This window comes from Pantoea sp. SGAir0175, from assembly GCF_043547855.1.
The window spans coordinates 2,037,153-2,055,067 of the sequence record NZ_CP028081.1; the positions used below are offsets into that span (position 1 = coordinate 2,037,153).

At 58.9% G+C, this 17,915-nt stretch carries 13 protein-coding genes; 3 read left to right on the plus strand and 10 right to left on the minus strand.

The features are described 5' to 3' along the window. Positions 1-116: 116 nt before the first annotated feature. On the plus strand, positions 117-983 hold the full coding sequence (locus C1N56_RS09425) for a crotonase/enoyl-CoA hydratase family protein (RefSeq protein ID WP_021505954.1): 867 nt from the start codon (positions 117-119) through the stop codon (positions 981-983). A 15-nt stretch (positions 984-998) separates the two neighbouring features. Here the strand turns inward: C1N56_RS09425 and pdeR are convergent, their stop codons facing one another. From pdeR to C1N56_RS09450, 5 genes are all read right to left on the minus strand, one after another. Beyond that, the gene (gene pdeR, locus C1N56_RS09430; RefSeq protein WP_058758614.1) at positions 999-2,984 is read right to left on the minus strand and encodes a cyclic di-GMP phosphodiesterase; all 1,986 of its coding nucleotides are present in this window, start codon (positions 2,982-2,984) and stop codon (positions 999-1,001) included. Positions 2,985-3,137: 153 nt separating this feature from the next. Next, entirely contained in the window at positions 3,138-3,434 is a 297-nt protein-coding gene (locus tag C1N56_RS09435; protein ID WP_125308584.1) for a YbdD/YjiX family protein, read from the minus strand. Then, positions 3,427-5,493 (minus strand): carbon starvation CstA family protein, encoded by a 2,067-nt coding sequence (locus C1N56_RS09440; RefSeq protein WP_059012964.1) that lies wholly within the window; start codon positions 5,491-5,493, stop codon positions 3,427-3,429. The genes C1N56_RS09435 and C1N56_RS09440 overlap by 8 nt, the downstream gene beginning before the upstream one ends. Positions 5,494-5,677: 184 nt before the next feature. Next, complete coding sequence (locus C1N56_RS09445; protein ID WP_394517429.1) at positions 5,678-7,612, minus strand: exoribonuclease II; 1,935 nt, start codon at positions 7,610-7,612, stop codon at positions 5,678-5,680. Between the two features lie 126 nt (positions 7,613-7,738). Next, the gene (locus C1N56_RS09450) at positions 7,739-10,048 is read right to left on the minus strand and encodes an FdhF/YdeP family oxidoreductase (protein ID WP_394517430.1); all 2,310 of its coding nucleotides are present in this window, start codon (positions 10,046-10,048) and stop codon (positions 7,739-7,741) included. A gap of 247 nt (positions 10,049-10,295) precedes the next feature. Here C1N56_RS09450 and C1N56_RS09455 point away from each other — a divergent pair, with 247 nt between their 5' ends. Together C1N56_RS09455 and C1N56_RS09460 are read left to right on the plus strand one after the other, a co-directional pair. Beyond that, complete coding sequence (locus tag C1N56_RS09455) at positions 10,296-11,885, plus strand: PTS transporter subunit EIIC (protein WP_104092982.1); 1,590 nt, start codon at positions 10,296-10,298, stop codon at positions 11,883-11,885. 188 nt (positions 11,886-12,073) lie between these two features. Beyond that, positions 12,074-12,970: a LysR family transcriptional regulator gene (locus tag C1N56_RS09460; RefSeq protein ID WP_058758655.1), complete on the plus strand. Its 897-nt coding sequence runs from the start codon at positions 12,074-12,076 to the stop codon at positions 12,968-12,970. Here the strand turns inward: C1N56_RS09460 and C1N56_RS09465 are convergent. The 5 genes from C1N56_RS09465 to sapC all read right to left on the minus strand — a co-directional run bounded on the left by C1N56_RS09465 (position 12,967) and on the right by sapC (position 17,911). Further along, a complete protein-coding gene (locus C1N56_RS09465) occupies positions 12,967-14,097 on the minus strand; it encodes a CMD domain-containing protein (RefSeq protein WP_394517431.1) in 1,131 nt (376 codons plus the stop codon). The genes C1N56_RS09460 and C1N56_RS09465 overlap by 4 nt on opposite strands. Positions 14,098-14,292: 195 nt before the next feature. Beyond that, complete coding sequence (fabI, locus tag C1N56_RS09470; RefSeq protein WP_021505963.1) at positions 14,293-15,081, minus strand: enoyl-ACP reductase FabI; 789 nt, start codon at positions 15,079-15,081, stop codon at positions 14,293-14,295. A 141-nt stretch (positions 15,082-15,222) separates the two neighbouring features. Then, positions 15,223-16,026, minus strand: coding sequence for a putrescine export ABC transporter ATP-binding protein SapF (gene sapF / locus C1N56_RS09475; RefSeq protein ID WP_021505965.1), 804 nt, complete (start codon positions 16,024-16,026; stop codon positions 15,223-15,225). Further along, on the minus strand, positions 16,026-17,021 hold the full coding sequence (gene sapD / locus C1N56_RS09480) for a putrescine export ABC transporter ATP-binding protein SapD (RefSeq protein ID WP_058774637.1): 996 nt from the start codon (positions 17,019-17,021) through the stop codon (positions 16,026-16,028). The genes sapF and sapD overlap by 1 nt, the downstream gene beginning before the upstream one ends. Beyond that, complete coding sequence (gene sapC, locus C1N56_RS09485; RefSeq protein WP_104092980.1) at positions 17,021-17,911, minus strand: putrescine export ABC transporter permease SapC; 891 nt, start codon at positions 17,909-17,911, stop codon at positions 17,021-17,023. The genes sapD and sapC overlap by 1 nt, the downstream gene beginning before the upstream one ends. Positions 17,912-17,915 lie beyond the last annotated feature (4 nt).

A 17,915-nucleotide genomic window follows, 5' to 3' on the forward strand; every position in this document is an offset into this window, starting at 1 on the left:
GGGCTCGGGGATCTCTCTGGATTTTACGTTATAAATCAAACTCTCATTTGGTCTGGCCTCACTCTGCATTACGCTGATGTGGCGTTTAACGCATCACATAAATAGAGGATGAGACGATGACAGTAATTAACCAACCAACCTGCCGCCTGTTTACCGAAGTCGGCCAAACCACACAGCTCGCCGCCTATTATGAGGAAGGTCGACACACCATGTGGATGATGCTGCGCGCTCAGCCGCGCCCCAGTTTCAACCACGAATTAATTGAGGAGATCATGAACCTGAGCTACGCAGCCCAGCGTTCCGGTCTGCCGATTGATTTCTGGGTGACCGGATCGCTGGTGCCGCAGATGTTTAACGCCGGGGGCGATTTGCGTTTCTTTGTCGAATGCATTCGCAACAACCGCCGTGAAGCACTGCGCGCCTACGCCCGCGCCTGTGTTGACTGCATCCATTCGGCGGCCCGTGGGTTTGATACCGGCGCAGTGACGCTGGCGATGATTGAGGGCAGTGCCTTAGGCGGCGGTTTTGAAGCAGCGCTGGCGCACCACTTCATTCTGGCGCAGAACAGTGCGCGTATGGGCTTCCCGGAAATTGCCTTCAACCTGTTCCCCGGCATGGGCGGCTACTCGCTGGTCGCGCGCCGCTCCGGGATGAAGCTGGCCGAAGAGCTGATCTGTGAAGGGGAGTCGCACAGCGCAGAGTGGTATGAAACCCGTGGTCTGGTCGACAAAGTGTTCCAGCCCGGTGACAGCTACCGCACCACGCGTACCTTCATCGATACGCTGCGGCCAAAACTGAATGGAGTCCGTGCCATGCTGAAAGCGCGACAGCGCGTGCTGCAGCTGTCACGGGCAGAACTGATGGATATCACTGAGGATTGGGTCGACTATGCTTTCACGCTGGAACCGAAAGATATTGCCTACATGGAACGTCTGGTACAGCTGCAAAATCGTCACAGCGCATCACTGCGTAAAGCCGGTTAGCAGTACGCTAAGACGTTAAACGCGGGCAGGATGCTTAGCCAGCCAATGCCCGAGCTGCTCTGCGGGCATTGGTTTCGCATAATAATAACCCTGACGCCCATCGACACCGTTGGTCAGCACAAACTTCTCTTCGGCTTTGGTTTCGATGCCTTCGGCAATGACCTGTAAATCCAGGGCTTTCGCCACGGCAACGATCGCGCGCACCAGCGACTGCGATACCGGTTGCTTGTTGATATTGCGCACAAAACTTTGATCCAGCTTAATCGCATCGATCGGCACGCGCGCCAGCTGGGAGAGCGAGGAGTAGCCCGTGCCGAAATCATCCAGATGCACCTGTGCGCCTAACTCCTGAAACTGTTTCATCAGCTTCAGCGCACCGGCCTCGTTCTCGATCAGGCAGCTTTCCGTCAGCTCGATGTCTATCGGGCACTCACTGATGCCCGCTTCGCTCAGCGCCTGTTTCAGGTCACTGTAGATGCTCTGGTCGATCAGCTGCTTGGCGGAAACGTTCACTGCGACGCGCAGGTAAATGCCTTCGCTGCGCCATTTAACGATTTGCTGCAGCACGTTCAGCATCACCCAGCGCCCGAGCGGCACAATCAGTCCGGACTCTTCCGCGTAAGAGATGAAATCGCCAGGCGGCACCAGGCCGCGTTCAGGTGAATTCCAGCGCACCAGCGCCTCGGCACTGCGCACTTCACCGTCGCGATCGATCTTCGGCTGATAGTGCACCACCAGATGATCCTGCTCCAGCGCTTTGCGCAGATTAGTATCCAGCCACAGATATTCAAATACGCGCTGGTTCATCTCGCTGGCGAACACGCAGAATTTGCCGCGCCCGTTCTCTTTAGCGTGGTACATCGCGGTATCGGCGTTACGAATCAGACTTTCGCGATCTTCACCATGCAGCGGGGCGAGGGCGATACCAATCGAGCAGCCGCTATAGACTTCGATCAGCCCGATACGGAACGGCTGACGCAGCCGCTCCAGAATGCGTGAGGCCATCGCCTCCAGCGCCGCCTGACTGGTGTGCTCAGCCAGCACCACAAATTCATCACCGCCGAGGCGCGCCAGCGTCTGGTCCTTGCCGAGACAGCTGAGGATCGCCAGCGACACCGCCTGCAGCAGCTGGTCGCCAAACATATGGCCGTAGGCATCGTTTACCTTCTTGAAATTGTCGAGATCGAGGTAAACCACGCCGGTCTGGCTGCCGTTAGCCAGCTCCAGTGCCAGGCTAATTTGCTGATGGATAGCATTGCGATTCGGCAGGCCCGTCACCGTGTCGGTATTGGCCATAACGCGTAAGCGCTCCTGCGCCCGACGCTCTTCTGTGATGTCGGTTCCGGAACAGATGAGGAAAATTTCATTTTTTCCGCTACCGCTGTGGACGAACTTATTACGAAACAGAAACAGTCGCTGACCTTTTCGGGTTTTAACCCAGCGCTCCACTTCGTAGGAGTTGCCGTCGCGAAAGAAGCCGGCGATGTTACGGCGCGACGCCTGCGCTTCCTGCTTGGTCATGAACAGCTGAAACACATTGCGGCCAATCACTTCCTGCTCTTTCAGGCCGGTGTACTCTTCGCTCAGGCGGTTAAAACGCTGAATGTTGCCGCGCTGATCGAGGATGACGATTACCGAATTCGCTTCTGACACCACCTGTTCGGCGAAGGAGAGGCCAAGGGTTAAATCGCGCGCCACCGACGAGGTATCGCCCCAGGCGGATGCGGTACCGGCCCAGGTGGACTGATTCACTTTACGGCCAACAAAGTGCATCGGCACTGGCGAGCCGTGCAGTGAAAGAGTCAGGTTAATGCTGGAGGTAATCACCGTCATGGCACGCAGCAGACTGGCCTGAGCCGGCGTCAGGGGCACCGCCATATTGGTATTGGCATTTTCATCTTCGGCAAAATGTAGCGCATCGCTATCTGAAGTTAAACGCCAATGAGGGCTGGTTGTGCCAAACAAGGTATATAGCAACGTTTGCCCTTGTTCATCGGTCATGGAAACTTCCTCCGGGGGAATGCGCAGCAGGGGTATCTCATTATTTTAGCAACAGTATTCAACCTCCTGCGCCAGCACAAGATGCAAACTGAATATATTTTTGTTTTTATTAAAGAATGGCACGAAAAAGCCCCGAATTCCGGGGCTGAAAGGTTAGCAGGGGCACTTGCCGAGTTTGCCCGCCTGGCTGGGAAAACGCGCCTCCAGGCAGTAACGATGGAAGGCGCGCTCATCCATGGGGGGCTGTTCCGGATGTTTTTCGCGCATATGCTTCAGATAAGTTTGATAGTCGTGCACGCCCACCATTAACCGGAAGCTCTGCTGTAATCCCTGCCACAGACGCTGCCAGCGTGAGCGCGGCACGGCAGGGGCGCGGGCAGCGAGCGGTAAGCACTGCTGAATTTGCCAGCCCGCGTGCGGCTTTTTCCAGCGTAAAATGGCCTCAGACATTTCGCACCTCCTGACGCAGTGACACGTCTGACTCATGAGTGGTCGGCACTGAACTGCGCAGCGCGCGCCGGATCACGAAGAACGCCGCAATCAGCATGGTTACCGCGACCAGCATGAAAAAGCCGCACAGCGCCGCGTTGATCTGGTTGCTGAACACGATGGTTTGCATGTCGGCCACGGTTTTCGCCGGTGCGATAATCACGCCCTCATCGAGACCTTTACGGAACTTACTGGCCTGCGCGAGGAAACCAATTGACGGTTTCTCATGGAAAATTTTCTGCCAGCCGGCGGTCATGGAGGTGATAAACAGCCAGGCGGTAGGCACAATCGTCACCCAGGCGTAACGCTGCTTTTTCATTTTGAACAGCACCACGGTACCGAGGATCAGCGCCATCGACGCCAGCATCTGGTTACCGATGCCAAACAGCGGCCACAGGGTATTGATGCCGCCGAGCGGATCGACCACGCCCTGATACACGAAGAAACCCCAGCCGGCCACCGCCACGGTGGTACCGGCCATGTTTCCGAGCCACGAGCGATTGTTAGCCAGCGAAGGCACCACGGTCCCGACCAGATCCTGCACCATAAAACGGCAGGCGCGGGTACCGGCATCCACGGCGGTGAGGATAAACAGCGCCTCAAACAGAATGGCGAAGTGATACCAGAACGCCATCATCGCGCGGCTGTTAAACACCTCGGTGATGATATGCGCCATCCCGACGGCAAACGTCGGAGCGCCACCGGCGCGGGAGAGAATGGTGCTTTCGCCCACTTCGCCGGCGATACCGCTCAGCATCTCCGGCGTCACCACAAAGCCCCAGCCGTTAATTACCTGCGACGCGTTCTCCACCGTGGTGCCAATCAGCGCCGCCGGTGAGTTCATAGCAAAGTAGACGCCTGGATCGAGCACCGAGGCACAAATCAGCGCCATGATCGCCACAAAGGACTCCATTAGCATGGCGCCATAGCCGATGAAGCGAATATGGCTTTCGCGCTCCACCAGTTTTGGCGTCGTACCGCTCGACACCAGCGCGTGGAAGCCGGAGATCGCGCCGCAGGCAATGGTGATAAACAGGAACGGGAACAGCGCTCCGGAGAACACCGGGCCCGTGCCGTCGATAAAGCGCGTCACCGCCGGCATCTTCAGTTCCGGCATGGCGAACAGAATGCCCACCGCCAGCCCGATGATTACGCCGATTTTCAGGAAGGTGGAGAGGTAATCACGCGGCGCCAGCAGCAGCCACACCGGCAGCGACGAGGCAACAAAACCGTAGATCACCAGCACCCACGTCAGCTCGGTGCCTTTCAGGGTAAAAATCGGTCCCCAGTACGGATCGGCCGCCACGTCACCGCCGTAAATGATCGCCGCCATCATCAGCACAAAGCCGATGATCGACACTTCGGCGATTTTGCCCGGACGCAGAAAGCGCATATACACGCCCATGAACAGGGCAATCGGAATGGTGGCGGCGATGGTAAACAGCCCCCACGGACTGTTAGCCAGCGCTTTCACCACCACCAGCGCCAGCGCGGAGAGAATAATGATCATCACACCGAGCGCACCGAGCATGGTGACCACGCCGGCGAACGAGCCCAGTTCCTGGCGCGCCATCTCACCCAGCGAACGACCGTCGCGGCGCGTGGAGATAAACAGCACCAGAAAATCCTGCACCGCGCCGGCCAGCATCACGCCAACCAGAATCCAGATGGTGCCGGGCAGAAAACCCATCTGCGCCGCCAGGATCGGCCCGACCAGCGGACCGGCACCGGCGATCGCGGCAAAGTGGTGGCCAAACAGCACCCATTTGTTGGTGGGAACATAGTCCAGCCCGTCATTGAAGCGCTCTGCCGGCGTGCGGCGCCGGTCGTCCAGCTCAAAAATGCGCCTGGCGATAAACAGGCTGTAGAAGCGATACGCGATGCTATAGCAGGCGACGGAGGCGATCACCAGCCAGACGGCATTAACGTGCTCGCCGCGACTGAGTGCCAGCATGGCGAACGCAGCCGCACCAATTAACGCCACCGCTAACCAGATCAATCCGGTTCTGACGTTGTTCATGAGTTAACTCCTTGTAGGGACCGGGAAAAAGGCGATCGGAATACAACAAGTTAAAAGTAATGTAATGAATTGTTAACGACAGGGAATCGGATCAGAAGTGTGAAGCGGGAAACAAATTTAACAACTGTTCAGGCGGGCGGGGAAAAATGCGGGATAACGGCTGTTATCCCGCACGATTTCATGCTCAGGCGGCCGGACGGGCCACCACGCTGCGTGTTTCCATGCGCACTTCGGCGATGGTCACATCAATCACATCGGTCACGCGGTAGGCCACTTCACCTTTGATCTGCACGGTCCCGCTCTCCTGCGAGCACACCAGTTCGTCACGCACGGCGTGAATGAACGGGGCAGGGATAAAGGCGACCGCACCGTTCTCCAGCAGGCGCACGCGCATGCCGCCGCGCGAAACGTCGATGATCTCGGCACTGAATTTGCGGTCAGTGCCGGCAAACGGCGCGAGGAAGCGCGCGTACAGCCAGTCACCGACATCGCGCTCGGCCATGCGGTTGAGACGGCGACGGTCACTCATGATCAGGGTCACGTCATCCTGTGGCCGCGCAATGCTTTCGCCGCGCACGATAGCCTTCAGCAGACGATGGTTGATCATATCGCCGAATTTACGAATCGGTGACGTCCAGGTCGCGTAGGCGTCGAGGCCGAGGCCAAAGTGCGGGCCCGGTTCGGTGCTGATTTCGGCGAAACTCTGGAAACGACGAATGCGGCTGTCGAGATACTGGGTTGGCTGCGCATCAAGCTGACGACGCAGCTGACGGAAGCCTTCCAGCGTGGTAATGGCCTGCGGATCAACCGTGATACCATGACCAGCCAGTACCCCAGCCGCCTGTTCCGCGTTCGCCTGGTCGAAACCGGTGTGCAGGTTGTAGATACCGAAGCCAAGCTTCTCCTGCAGCACTTTAGCGGCGCAGACGTTGGCGAGGATCATCGCTTCTTCCACGATGCGGTTAGCGATGCGGCGCGGTTCCGCAATAATATCCAGCACTTCGCCTTTCTCACCGAGCACGAAGCGGTAGTCAGGGCGATCTTTGAACACCAGCGCGTGCGTCTGACGCCACTCGCCACGTGCCAGGCACAGGCGATGCAGCAGGCGAATCTGCTGCGCGATGGTGTCATTTTCCGGCTGCCAGCTGCCGCTGTTCTCCAGCCAGTCCGACACTTCGTCGTACACCAGCTTGGCTTTGGATTCGATCCACGCGGCAAAGAAGTGGGCATCGTCAGCCAGGCTGCCATCCGGCAGCACAGTAACGCGACACACCAGCGCCGGACGCCTGACGTTAGGGCGCAGCGAGCAGACATCATCTGACAGTTCGCGCGGCAGCATCGGGATATTAAAGCCCGGCAGATAATTGGTGAAGGCGCGTCTGGAGGCCATCTGGTCGAGTTCGCTGCCGGCGGCAACGTAGGCGGTCGGGTCGGCAATGGCGATGGTCAGCGCCAGCTTGCCTTCTGCCAGCTCTTCAACATACAGCGCATCGTCCATATCTTCGGTGCTGGCGCTGTCGATGGTGACAAAGTTCAGCGCAGTGAGATCTTCACGCTGCAGCTGTTCGTCCAGCATCTCGCCAAAGCCCACTTCCGGCGCTTCGCGCTCCAGATTGTGGCGCGACAGCGTGACCCACCACGGTGCGAGGTGATCGTCCGCGGTGACAACAAATTCGGTCAGTTCGGCATAGAAACCGCGATCGCCTTTCAGCGGATGGCGGCGCATCTCTGCTACGGCCCAGTCACCGTTCTGGAAATCGTGGGTCAGGCCACGCACCGCACGGCACTGAATCGCGTCTTTCAGCAGCGGATGATCCGGCACGATAGACAGGCGGTCATCTTTTTTCTGCACGCGGCCGACAAAGCGCGTCAGAAACGGCTCAATCAGGGTTTCCGGCTCCGCGCTCTCGCGGTCTTTATCAGTGTGGATCACAGCGGAAATGCGGTCGCCGTGCATCACTTTCTTCATCTGCGGAGGGGGAATGAAGTAGCTTTTCTGAGCGTCAACTTCGAGGAAGCCAAAGCCTTTTTCCGTGCCTTTCACAACACCTTCGGCGCGCGGGGTCTGCGCGTGAAGCTTCTCTTTCAGCTGCGCGAGCAGCGGGTTATCCTGGAACATAATATATTTAGTTTCGTGGCCTAAGAGCGGTGGACAGTTTTACGCGAATCAGGTCCGCGCGGCAAGGCTAAAACAGGCGTAAAAGCCGCTTTACGCGGCTTTTTACTTTCTGGTAACGCACAGAACTCAGGCGATACGCTGGGTGGGCGCGGCGGCGGTCAGCGCCAGCTTCACCGGTACCGATTTGGAGGTGGGCGTGCCGCTGCCGTCACCGTAGCTGGAGAGCGGTACCAGCGGATTGGTCTCCGGATAGTAGGCGGCGAGGTTACCGCGCGGAATATTATACGGCACCAGCTTAAAGCCGCTGACGCGACGCGTCAGACCGTCATTCCACAGGGTTTCAATGTCAACCAGCTGCCCTTCGCTGAAACCGAGTGACGCCATGTCGTCCGGGTGGATAAACACCACTTCACGCTGACCGTACACGCCGCGATAGCGGTCATCCAGTCCATAAATGGTGGTGTTGTACTGGTCATGTGAGCGCAGCGTCTGCAACGTGAACGGCACTTCAACGTCATTGCCCAGCTGCGGGAACAGCGAGGTCGGCAGTGCCGCCGCGCTGAATTCTGCCTGACGCGATGGCGTATTGAAGCGCAGTTCTGCGGCAGCGTTACCGAGGTAAAAGCCGCCGGGAATATCACACTGACGGTTAAAATCAGCGAAGCCGGGGATGGTCGCCGCAATGTGATCGCGAATGATGTTGTAATCAGCGGCCATGCCGAGCCAGTCGATGTGGTCGCTGCCCAACGTTGCGTGCGCGATACCGGCCACAATGGCTGTTTCCGAACGCTGCGTCTCCGCCAGCGGAATACCGACACCTTCTGAGGCATGCACCATGCTGAACGAATCTTCCACGGTGATGAACTGGTTGCCGCTGGCCTGGCGATCGCGCTCGGTACGGCCCAGCGTCGGCAGAATCAGGCCTTCTTGGCCCGGTACCAGATGGCTGCGGTTCAGCTTGGTGCTGATGTGTACCGTCAGACCACAATGCTGCAGCGCTTCTTCGGTAACCGGTGAGTCCGGCGCCGCCGCGGCGAGGTTACCGCCCAGCGCAATCAGCACTTTGACTTCATCACGCAGCATGGCGTTGAGCGCTTCAACCGTGTTATGACCGTGCTCGCGCGGCGGTTCAAAAGCAAAATGTGCGCCCAGTGCATCGAGGAACGCTTTCGACGGTTTCTCGTCGATGCCCATGGTGCGGTTGCCCTGCACGTTACTGTGGCCGCGCACCGGACACAGACCCGCGCCTTGTTTGCCGAGCTGGCCAAACAGCAGCTGCAGGTTAACGATTTCCCGTACCGTATCGACCGAGTGTTTGTGCTGAGTAATGCCCATCGCCCAGGTGATGATCACCCGTTCGGCGCTCTGGTAAATGGCGGCGGCTTCGCGAATCTGCGCTTCGCTCAGGCCCGACTGCTGCACAATCTGCTCCCAGCGGGTGTCGTCCACGGCGGCCAGATACTGCTCAACGCCCTGAGTATTGGCGTCAATAAAGGCCTGATCGAATATGCCTTTTTCACCGGCAGCCAGCCGTTTACGCTGCTCTTCCAGTAGCGCTTTAACCATGCCGCGCACCGCCGCCATATCGCCGCCGAGGTTGGGCTGATAATAGGCAGAACTGATGTTGCCGGCCATCGACGTCACCACTTCCAGCGGCTTCTGCGGATCGGCAAAACGTTCCAGGCCGCGCTCGCGCAGGGTATTGAAGGTCACAATTCTGGCGCCGTGATCGGCGGCGTGACGCAGGCTGTGCAGCATGCGCGGATGGTTGGTGCCGGGATTCTGGCCAAAGACAAAAATCGCATCAGCGTGGTCGAAATCGTCCAGGCGAATGGTGCCTTTACCGACGCCAATGCTGCGTTTCAGTCCGGTGCCGCTGGCTTCATGGCACATGTTGGAGCAGTCAGGGAAATTGTTGGTGCCCAGCACGCGACCAAACAGCTGGTACAGCCACGAGGCTTCATTGCTGGCGCGACCGGAGGTGTACAGCTCCAGCTGATCCGGATGATCCATTGCCTGCAAATGCTGCGCGATCAGCGCAAAGGCGTCATCCCAGCTAATCGGTTCATAGTGATCGGTCGCGCTGTTGTAGCGCATCGGGTGGGTCAGGCGGCCCTGATACTCGAGGAAATAGTCGCTCTGCTGATACAGGGTGCTGACGCTGTGCTGGGCAAAAAATTCTGGCTCGACGACGCGGCGTGTCGCTTCCCAGGTCACGGCTTTCGCGCCGTTTTCGCAGAAGCTGAAGGTGCTCTTGTTATCATCGCCCCAGGCACAGCCCGGGCAGTCAAAGCCGCGCGCTTTGTTCATGCGCATCAGGTTACGCATGTTTTTCAGGGCAGCTTTACTGTCAAGGACAAAACGGGTGGTGGCTTCCAGCGAGCCCCAGCCGCCCGCAGCGGCGCGATAGGGCTGAATCTTACGTTTAAATTTCATGATAGTCGCAGGCTTATTGTTTATGAATTGTTATCAGAATATGACTTCTGTTGGTGAGAAGTGTGCGACTGACGGCAAAAGTTGTCTAATTGATTGACTTAATGGTGCGATAGTTAACGTTTATCGCGCGCCAGGGGTAAAAGCGTGATCGCCATCATAAATTATCGGCTGTCGCGCGCCGGCGGGTAAGTGCGCGGCCAAATAGTGGCTAATAATTGCTCTTTCCGTTAGCAAAAGGGCGCGCTCCATGAAGCAACTTGCCAGTCAGGTTCACGCATTCGGCAAAGCCTTAATGATGCCGATCTCCGTCATTGCTGCCGCCGGTATTTTTCTCGGTCTGGCCGCCGCGTTGCAGAATCCGGCGATCACCGGTGAAGCATTTGCCAGTTTACAGGTGCCGCAGTTGATCATCGGTTTTATTCGTAAAGTGGCGGGCGCGCTGTTTGCCAACCTGCCGGTATTTTTTGCCGTCGCCAGCGCAATTGGGCTGGCCAAAGCGGAGAAACCCACCGCCGCGTTTGCGGCAGTGATTGGCTATATCGCCATGAATGTGGGGATCAGCGCCACGCTGGCGGCGAAAGGGCTGACGGCAGCCACCACCACGCCCGAGGCGCTGCAGCAGGCGGGTATGGACCAGACCAGCGCCATGATGACGTCAGCCGAGTACATCGACATGCTCGGCATTTTTACCTACAACATGAGCGTGCTGGGCGGGGTGATTGCCGGCCTGCTCACTGTGATGCTGCACAACCGCTTCTATACCCAGCAGTTGCCCACGGCGATCAGCTTTTTTGGCGGCCGTCGCTTTGTGCCCATCGTGACGGTGGTGGTGCTGCCGCTGACGGGCGTGCTGCTGGCGCTAATCTGGCCAACCATCGGCCAGGGCATTGCGTGGGTCGGCCAGATGATCGGTAAAAGCGGTCAGTACGGTGCCTTTTTGCTCGGTGCCTGCGAGCGCCTGCTGATTCCGACCGGCCTGCATCACATCCTCAATGAAACCGTGCGCTTTACGCCGATTGGCGGCATGGCGACGGTGGACGGCCAGACCATCGTCGGCGCGCTGAATATTTTTAACACTTCGCTGACCCATCCCGGCGCGATTCCGGACGACACCGTGCGCACCGCCACGCAGTTTCTCGCCCAGGGCAAAATCCCGGTGATGATGTTCGGTCTGCCCGCCGCCGCGCTGGCCATCTATCACACCGCCAAACCTGAACATAAGCAGCGGGTCAAAGCGCTGGTGCTGGCCGGCGCGCTGACCTCGTTTACCACCGGCATCACCGAACCGCTGGAGTTCTGCTTCATCTTCGTCTCGCCGGTGTTGTACGTGATGCACGCGCTGCTGACCGGCCTGTCATTTATGCTGATGTCGATGCTGCACCTGATGATCGGTAATGTGCAGGGCGGCGCGATTGATCTGCTGGTGTTTGGCATTCTCGGCGGCAGCAAAACCCACTGGTGGTGGACGCTGGTGCTGGGCGCCATTTATGCGCCGGTTTATTACTGGGGCTTTCGCCTGGTGATTACCCGGATGCAGGTCGAAACGCCGGGGCGCGAATCCGAAGAGGAAGCCAAACCGTTGCAGGTGGCGGCGGATGAACGCACCCGCGTGATCATCAGCGGGCTGGGCGGAGAGGCCAATATAGAGGACGTCGATTGCTGCTTCACTCGCCTGCGCGTGCGGGTCAAAGAGATGAAAGAAGTGGTGGATCAAACGCTGCTGTCGACCGGTGCCAACGGCGTCAACCGCGTCAGCGAGCACGATGTGCAGGTGATTTACGGGCCGCAGGTCGAGAAGATCGCTAACGAGGTGAAAAGTGCGCTCGGCGTCGCCTGATGCCGGGCGGTACCTTTAATCATGCGGGGCGCGGCCGGTGGCGACCCGCCGCGTCTCAGTACATGCATCACCCGCTATCCGCCTGAGCAATCCTCCTCACAACGCAGAAATTTCTTCGCTGAGTGCGCGTTGGGGCGCGACGAGTTTTGCTACCATAACGCGATAAAAATTCGACGGTGGATAAGAAAATCGACATCAAGCAATTGATTTACCTGTGCAATCTGGAGCGAGAACGCCATTTTGGCCGCGCGGCGGAGGCCAGTTTCGTCAGCCAGCCCACGCTCTCGATGCGGCTTAAAAACCTTGAGCGTGAGCTTGGGCTGTCGCTGATCAATCGCAGCAACAACTTTGACGGCTTCACGCCAGAAGGGGAACGCGTGCTGACGTGGGCGCGCGAAATTGTTTCGGTGTATCAGGGACTGAAGCTGGAAGTGGAGTCGCTCAAACACGGCGTCAACGGCACGCTGCGGCTGGGCGTGATGCCGCAGTGCAGCGTGGCGCTGCCGGCGTTACTGAAAGCGGTGGAAGCGCGCTATCCGCAACTCGACTATCGCGTTTCCGCCATGAGCGCCGATCAACTGCTGGAAGCGCTTAACAGCCACACCGTGGACGGCGGTATCGGCTTTTTTGAGCTGACGTCACTGCGGGAACTGCATTTCCAGACCGCGCTGCTCAACGATCGCGGTGTCGAAGCCATTTTCCATCCTGATCACTTCCCGGCGCTGCTGCAGCATGAGCGGCTGTCGCTGCACACGCTGGCGAGCCAGCCGCTGTGCCTGGCCGAGCCCACGCGCTATTTCCGGCGTTACCTTGACGGACAGCTGCGTGAAACCGGCGTGCTGCCGCGGGTGATTGTGGAAAGCGCCTCGGTGATGCAGCTGATTCAGAGTGCGCAGGTTGGCCTGGGCGTCATGGTGTCGCCCTGCGGCCATCTGCTACCGGAAATGTTGCACCATCTGGCGCGCCGGCCGATTGATATCGCGCCGATGGGACGTCAGGCGGCGCTGGTGATTGCCGAGCCGGGCAGGGCGTCGCCGCTGTCGCAGCACTTCTTTGACGAAGCACGACGCCACCTGGCGGATTAGCGCGCTTCGCCCAGCGCCATCAGCAGTCGATCCTGCCAGCTGGCAAATGCCACCGCCTGCATCAGTGTGAACAGGCGCTCGCTGCCCCAGCCCGCGTTTAACAGCGGCTGCAGATGGGCGGCACTGAAGCGCTCCGGCAGCCGGGTAAGCTGGGCGCTCAGCGCGATCACCTGCTGCGTCAGGCTGTCATCGCTGGCCTGATCCACATCGTGTAGCAAACGCGTGCGCCAGCCGTTCGCCAGCTGCGCGAACTGGCGTCGGCAGCCCAGTACGCGCGCGCTGACTGCCTGCGCCAGCTGTTCCTCTTCCCCACCATAAGCCTCAAGCCGCTGACGCAGCGTCGCCCAGCCATACAGCGCCTGGGCATCGTGCACCAGCAGCCAGACAGCGTCGTCGAGTCCGGCCATACCCTGACAAAAGGTCACCGCCACCAGCTGGTCAGCACTGGCATAACGCAGCTCAACCGGCTTGATGGCGTGCTGCCAGGCAGCAGCCTGACTGAACAGCGCCGCATCGGCGTCGGCGGGCGGCGTGACGCCAGGGATCCAGCGCACCGGCAGGCCCATCATCGCCTGAAGCGCGGCGACCACGCGCGCCTGATAGCTGACGTAGCCGACTAGCTGGTTGAGCGTAACGATATCGGGTTCAGTCAGGCCTACCGCATCCAGCGCGCTGATGCTGCTGGCGGTAATCAGCTCAGGCTGCATCGCCAGCTGGCGCGCATACTGCGTGATTTGCGTCAGGCGATTATTGCTTTCGCGCGAAGAATCCGGTCCCGGCAGCGGATTAAGCCGCGCCGAGTAGTGATTGCACAACCGCTGCACGCCAGCCACCTGCGCCACCGTGAGTGCGGTGCTGAGACGATCGTACAGCGTTAGCGTGTGGGTCAGCGAGGTGCTGACCACATCAGGCAGCAGGGTATGGCTCAGGTCGCGTGCCGCCTGTAGCACTGGCTGAAAGCGCTGCAGCAGCGGCTGCAGTGCGCTGGCTTCCTGCTGCAGGCCGAGCAGAAAACGGTCATCAATATGAGCGGCTTCGGGAACCAGGGGAGCAGCAGCGGACGTATTCGGGCGAGTCTGGCTTTCATAAAACCAGTGGTCATGGCCGGGAGAACGGCGGTGTTCCATGGTCATTCCTTTCGCAAAAAACGGACTGAGTGCACAACGGGCAAATCTGAAAAGCGCATCGCCACTCAAGGGCTAGCTTATCGTCGCTGAACGGCTGTCCACGGCAAAAGAATGATGGGGAATAATTAATAGCGTGTGGCTATAAGGCGGGGGAGAGAAAAGAAAAAGGGCGAGCACCTGGCTCGCCCGCAGAACTTATTTCAGTTCCAGCTCGTTCATTGCGGCAATGCTGAAGCCGCCATCGACGTGCACCACTTCACCGGTAATACCACCCGCCAGGTCTGAGCACAGGAAGGCCGCAGAGTTACCCACGTCTTCGATGGTGACGGTACGGCGAATCGGGGTAACCGCTTCGCAGTGTGCCAGCATCTTACGGAAATCTTTGATGCCTGATGCAGCCAGGGTACGGATTGGACCAGCAGACACGGCGTTAACACGCACGCCTTCCGGACCCATCGCGTTCGCCATGTAACGCACGTTGGCTTCCAGCGACGCTTTCGCCAGACCCATCACGTTGTAGTTCGGAATAGCGCGCTCTGCACCCAGGTAAGAGAGGGTCAGCAGTGCTGCGTTCGGGTTCAGCATCGCGCGGCACTCTTTGGCCATCGCCACAAAGCTGTAGGCGCTGATGTCGTGCGCGATTTTGAAGCCTTCACGGGTAACGGCGTTCACGTAGTCGCCATCCAGCTGGTCGCCCGGGGCGAAGCCGATGGAGTGAACAAAGCCGTCAAATTTCGGCCAGGTTTTTGCCAGTTCAGTGAACAGGGCAGTGATGCTCTCGTCTTCTGCCACATCGCATGGCAGAACAATGTCTGAACCCAGTTCTTTAGCGAACTCTTCCACGCGACCTTTCAGTTTGTCGTTCTGGTAGGTGAAAGCCAGTTCTGCGCCCTGTTTGTGCATCGCCTGCGCAATACCGTAGGCGATGGAAAGTTTACTGGCAACGCCAGTAATCAGAATGCGCTTACCGGAAAGAAAACCCATAGCTGTAATCCTTATGGTCATTGTTGTTGGCGGTCGCGATGATTAAAAATTGTGCGACCGACGTTAATCGACGTGCGGATTCTAGCACGTCTGTATCAAATGGGGTAAATCGCGCCGCGTTTTCCGCTACGGCCGTAGCACTCAACGCTCGCGCCGCCACGCCTCGGCGGTTAACGCTTCGCCAAAATGGCTGGCAATCAGCCGTTTGGTTAAGTCGTGCAGCGGCGAGGCCAGCACGTCAGCGGTGCCGCCGCGCTCCACCACTTCGCCCTGATGCATCACCAGTACCTGATCGCTGATGTGCTTCATCATGCCAAGATGCTGAGTAACATAAATATAGGCGATGCCGTGTTTCTCCTGCAGCTCCAGCATCAGGTTCACCAGCTGCGAACGCATGGTCATGTCCAGCGAGGCGAGGGCTTCATCAGCGACAATCACCTTCGGCTGCAGAATCAGCGCGCGCGCCAGCGCCAGACGTTGCTTCTGTCCGGGGGCCAGCATGTGCGGATAGTAGCCGGCGTGGTCGCGCAGCAGCCCGACCTGACGCAGCGTGGCAATGATGCGCTTTTCGCGTGCTTCATCATCAAGCTCGGTATTCAGCCGCAGCGGAAAATCAAGGATCTGGCTGACGCGCTGGCGCGGATTGAGCGACGTCGACGGATCCTGAAAAATCATGCGAATCCGCTGGCTGCGGTAGCCGTAATCGCCGTAGCTAAGCGGGTGATCGTCAATCAGCATCTCACCTTCGCTTGGCGCCACCATGCCGCTCAGCATCTTCGCCAGCGTGGATTTGCCCGAACCGTTTTCGCCGATAATGGCCAGCGTCTGCTTTTCACGCAGGGTAAAACTGACGTTTTTCACCGCTTCAACATGCTGGCGTCGGAACAGCCCGGTGCGGTAGCGGTAGGTTTTGCTCAGGTTGCGCACTTCCAGCAGGGTTTCCATTATTGGCTCTCCATATTCAGCGGGAAGTGACAGGCGTAAAGATGCGCTTTGCTGCCGCTCAGGCGCGGCGTTTCGATGCATTTACGCTGTGCGTAAGGGCAGCGCGGACCGAGACGGCAGCCAATCGGCAGATGTTCCAGCGACGGTATCGCGCCGGACAGCGTATTCAGGCGGCTTTTATGCGGCAGCGCGCGGCCAAAGTCGGGCATGGCGCGGATCAGCGCCTGCGTATACGGATGGTGCGGCGTTTCCATCAGATCGTCACTCTGCGCGGTTTCCACCGTTTGTCCGCAGTACATCACGTTAATGCGGTCCGCCCACTGACTCATGGTGCGCAGGTCATGGCTGATCAGCAAAATTGTGGTGTTGTTATTCTGATTGAGGCGGCTCAGCAGACGGAAAATCTGTGCCTGGGTGGTGGGCTCCATGGCATTGGTCGGCTCATCGGCAATCAACAGGCGCGGCTGATTGGCCAGCGCGATGGCGATCATCACCTTCTGACATTCGCCCTCGGTCAGCTCATACGGGAAGCTGCGCATAATGTCTTTGTGATCTTTAATGCCGACGCGGTGCAGCAGCTCAATGGCGCGCTCTTTGCGCCAGAACCACAGGCGCTGATACCAGCGGCCTTTAAAGGTCCAGCGTGGAATGGCCTGCATCAGCTGGCGGCCGACACTTTCAGAAGGATCGAGACAGGATTGCGGCTCCTGAAAAATCATCGACACGTTATGGCCAACGATGCGCCGCCGTTCGCGCGGCGACAGGCGCAGCAGGTCGATATCATCGAACACCATACGGTCGGCGGTGACGCGCCAGTTATCTTTGGTCACGCCGCAGATGGCTTTCGCCACCAGACTTTTCCCCGAGCCGGATTCGCCCACCAGGCCACGCACTTCGCCCTCGTTTAGCGTCAGATTGATGCGATCGACCGCTTTCACCGGACCTTCAGCGGTCATGAATTCAATGGTCAGATTTCGGATGTCCAGTAACGGCATTATTCCACTCCCGCAGCGACGGCGCGACGGATGCCATCGCCCAGCAGGTTAACAATCAATACGCTTATCATCAGCGCGGCACCCGGCAGCATCACCGTCCACGGCGCCACGTAAATCAGCTCCAGCGCGTCACCCAGCATCGCACCCCATTCGGGCGAGGGCAGCTGCGCGCCGAGGTCAAGAAAGCCGAGCGCGGCGATGTCGAGGATCGCCATTGACAGCGAGCGGGTAAATTCGCTGACCAGCAGCGGCAGAACGTTTGGCAGCACCGCATTCCACAGAATATTCAGGTTGCGCGCACCATCCAGCCGCAGCGCCACCACATACTCTTTTTCCATCTCGTCATGCACTGCCGTGTAGATTTCGCGCACCAGACGCGGGATCAGCGCCAGCAGTACCGCCAGCATCGCATGCTCCAGCCGCGGGCCAAGAAAGGCCACCACGATAATCGCCAGCAGCAGAGAGGGAATCGACAGCAGCGTATCCAGCACGTGATTCATCACCGCCGAGCGCAAACCGTGGGTAATTCCCGCCAGCACGCCCAGCAGCAGCGCGCAGATTGCTGCCAGCACCGTTACCAGCAACGCAGAGCCAACCGTCGGCGCCACGCCGCTCAGTAAACGGCTTAGCACATCGCGCCCGAGATCGTCAGTGCCGAGAAAGAAGGAGACATCGCCGTAGCGCGACCACGACGGCGGCAACAGCTGATAGCCGAGAAACTGCTGGTCGATACCGTAAGGGGACAGCAGCCCGCCGAACAGGCAGAGAAACAGCAGGATGCCGAAGCCGTACAGGCCAATCATGGCGCTGGTATCGCGATAAAAACGCTGCCAGCTGAGGCGAAATGCACTCGGCAGCCGCTTCTCGGCGTAGATGTTATCTGAGGGCATACGT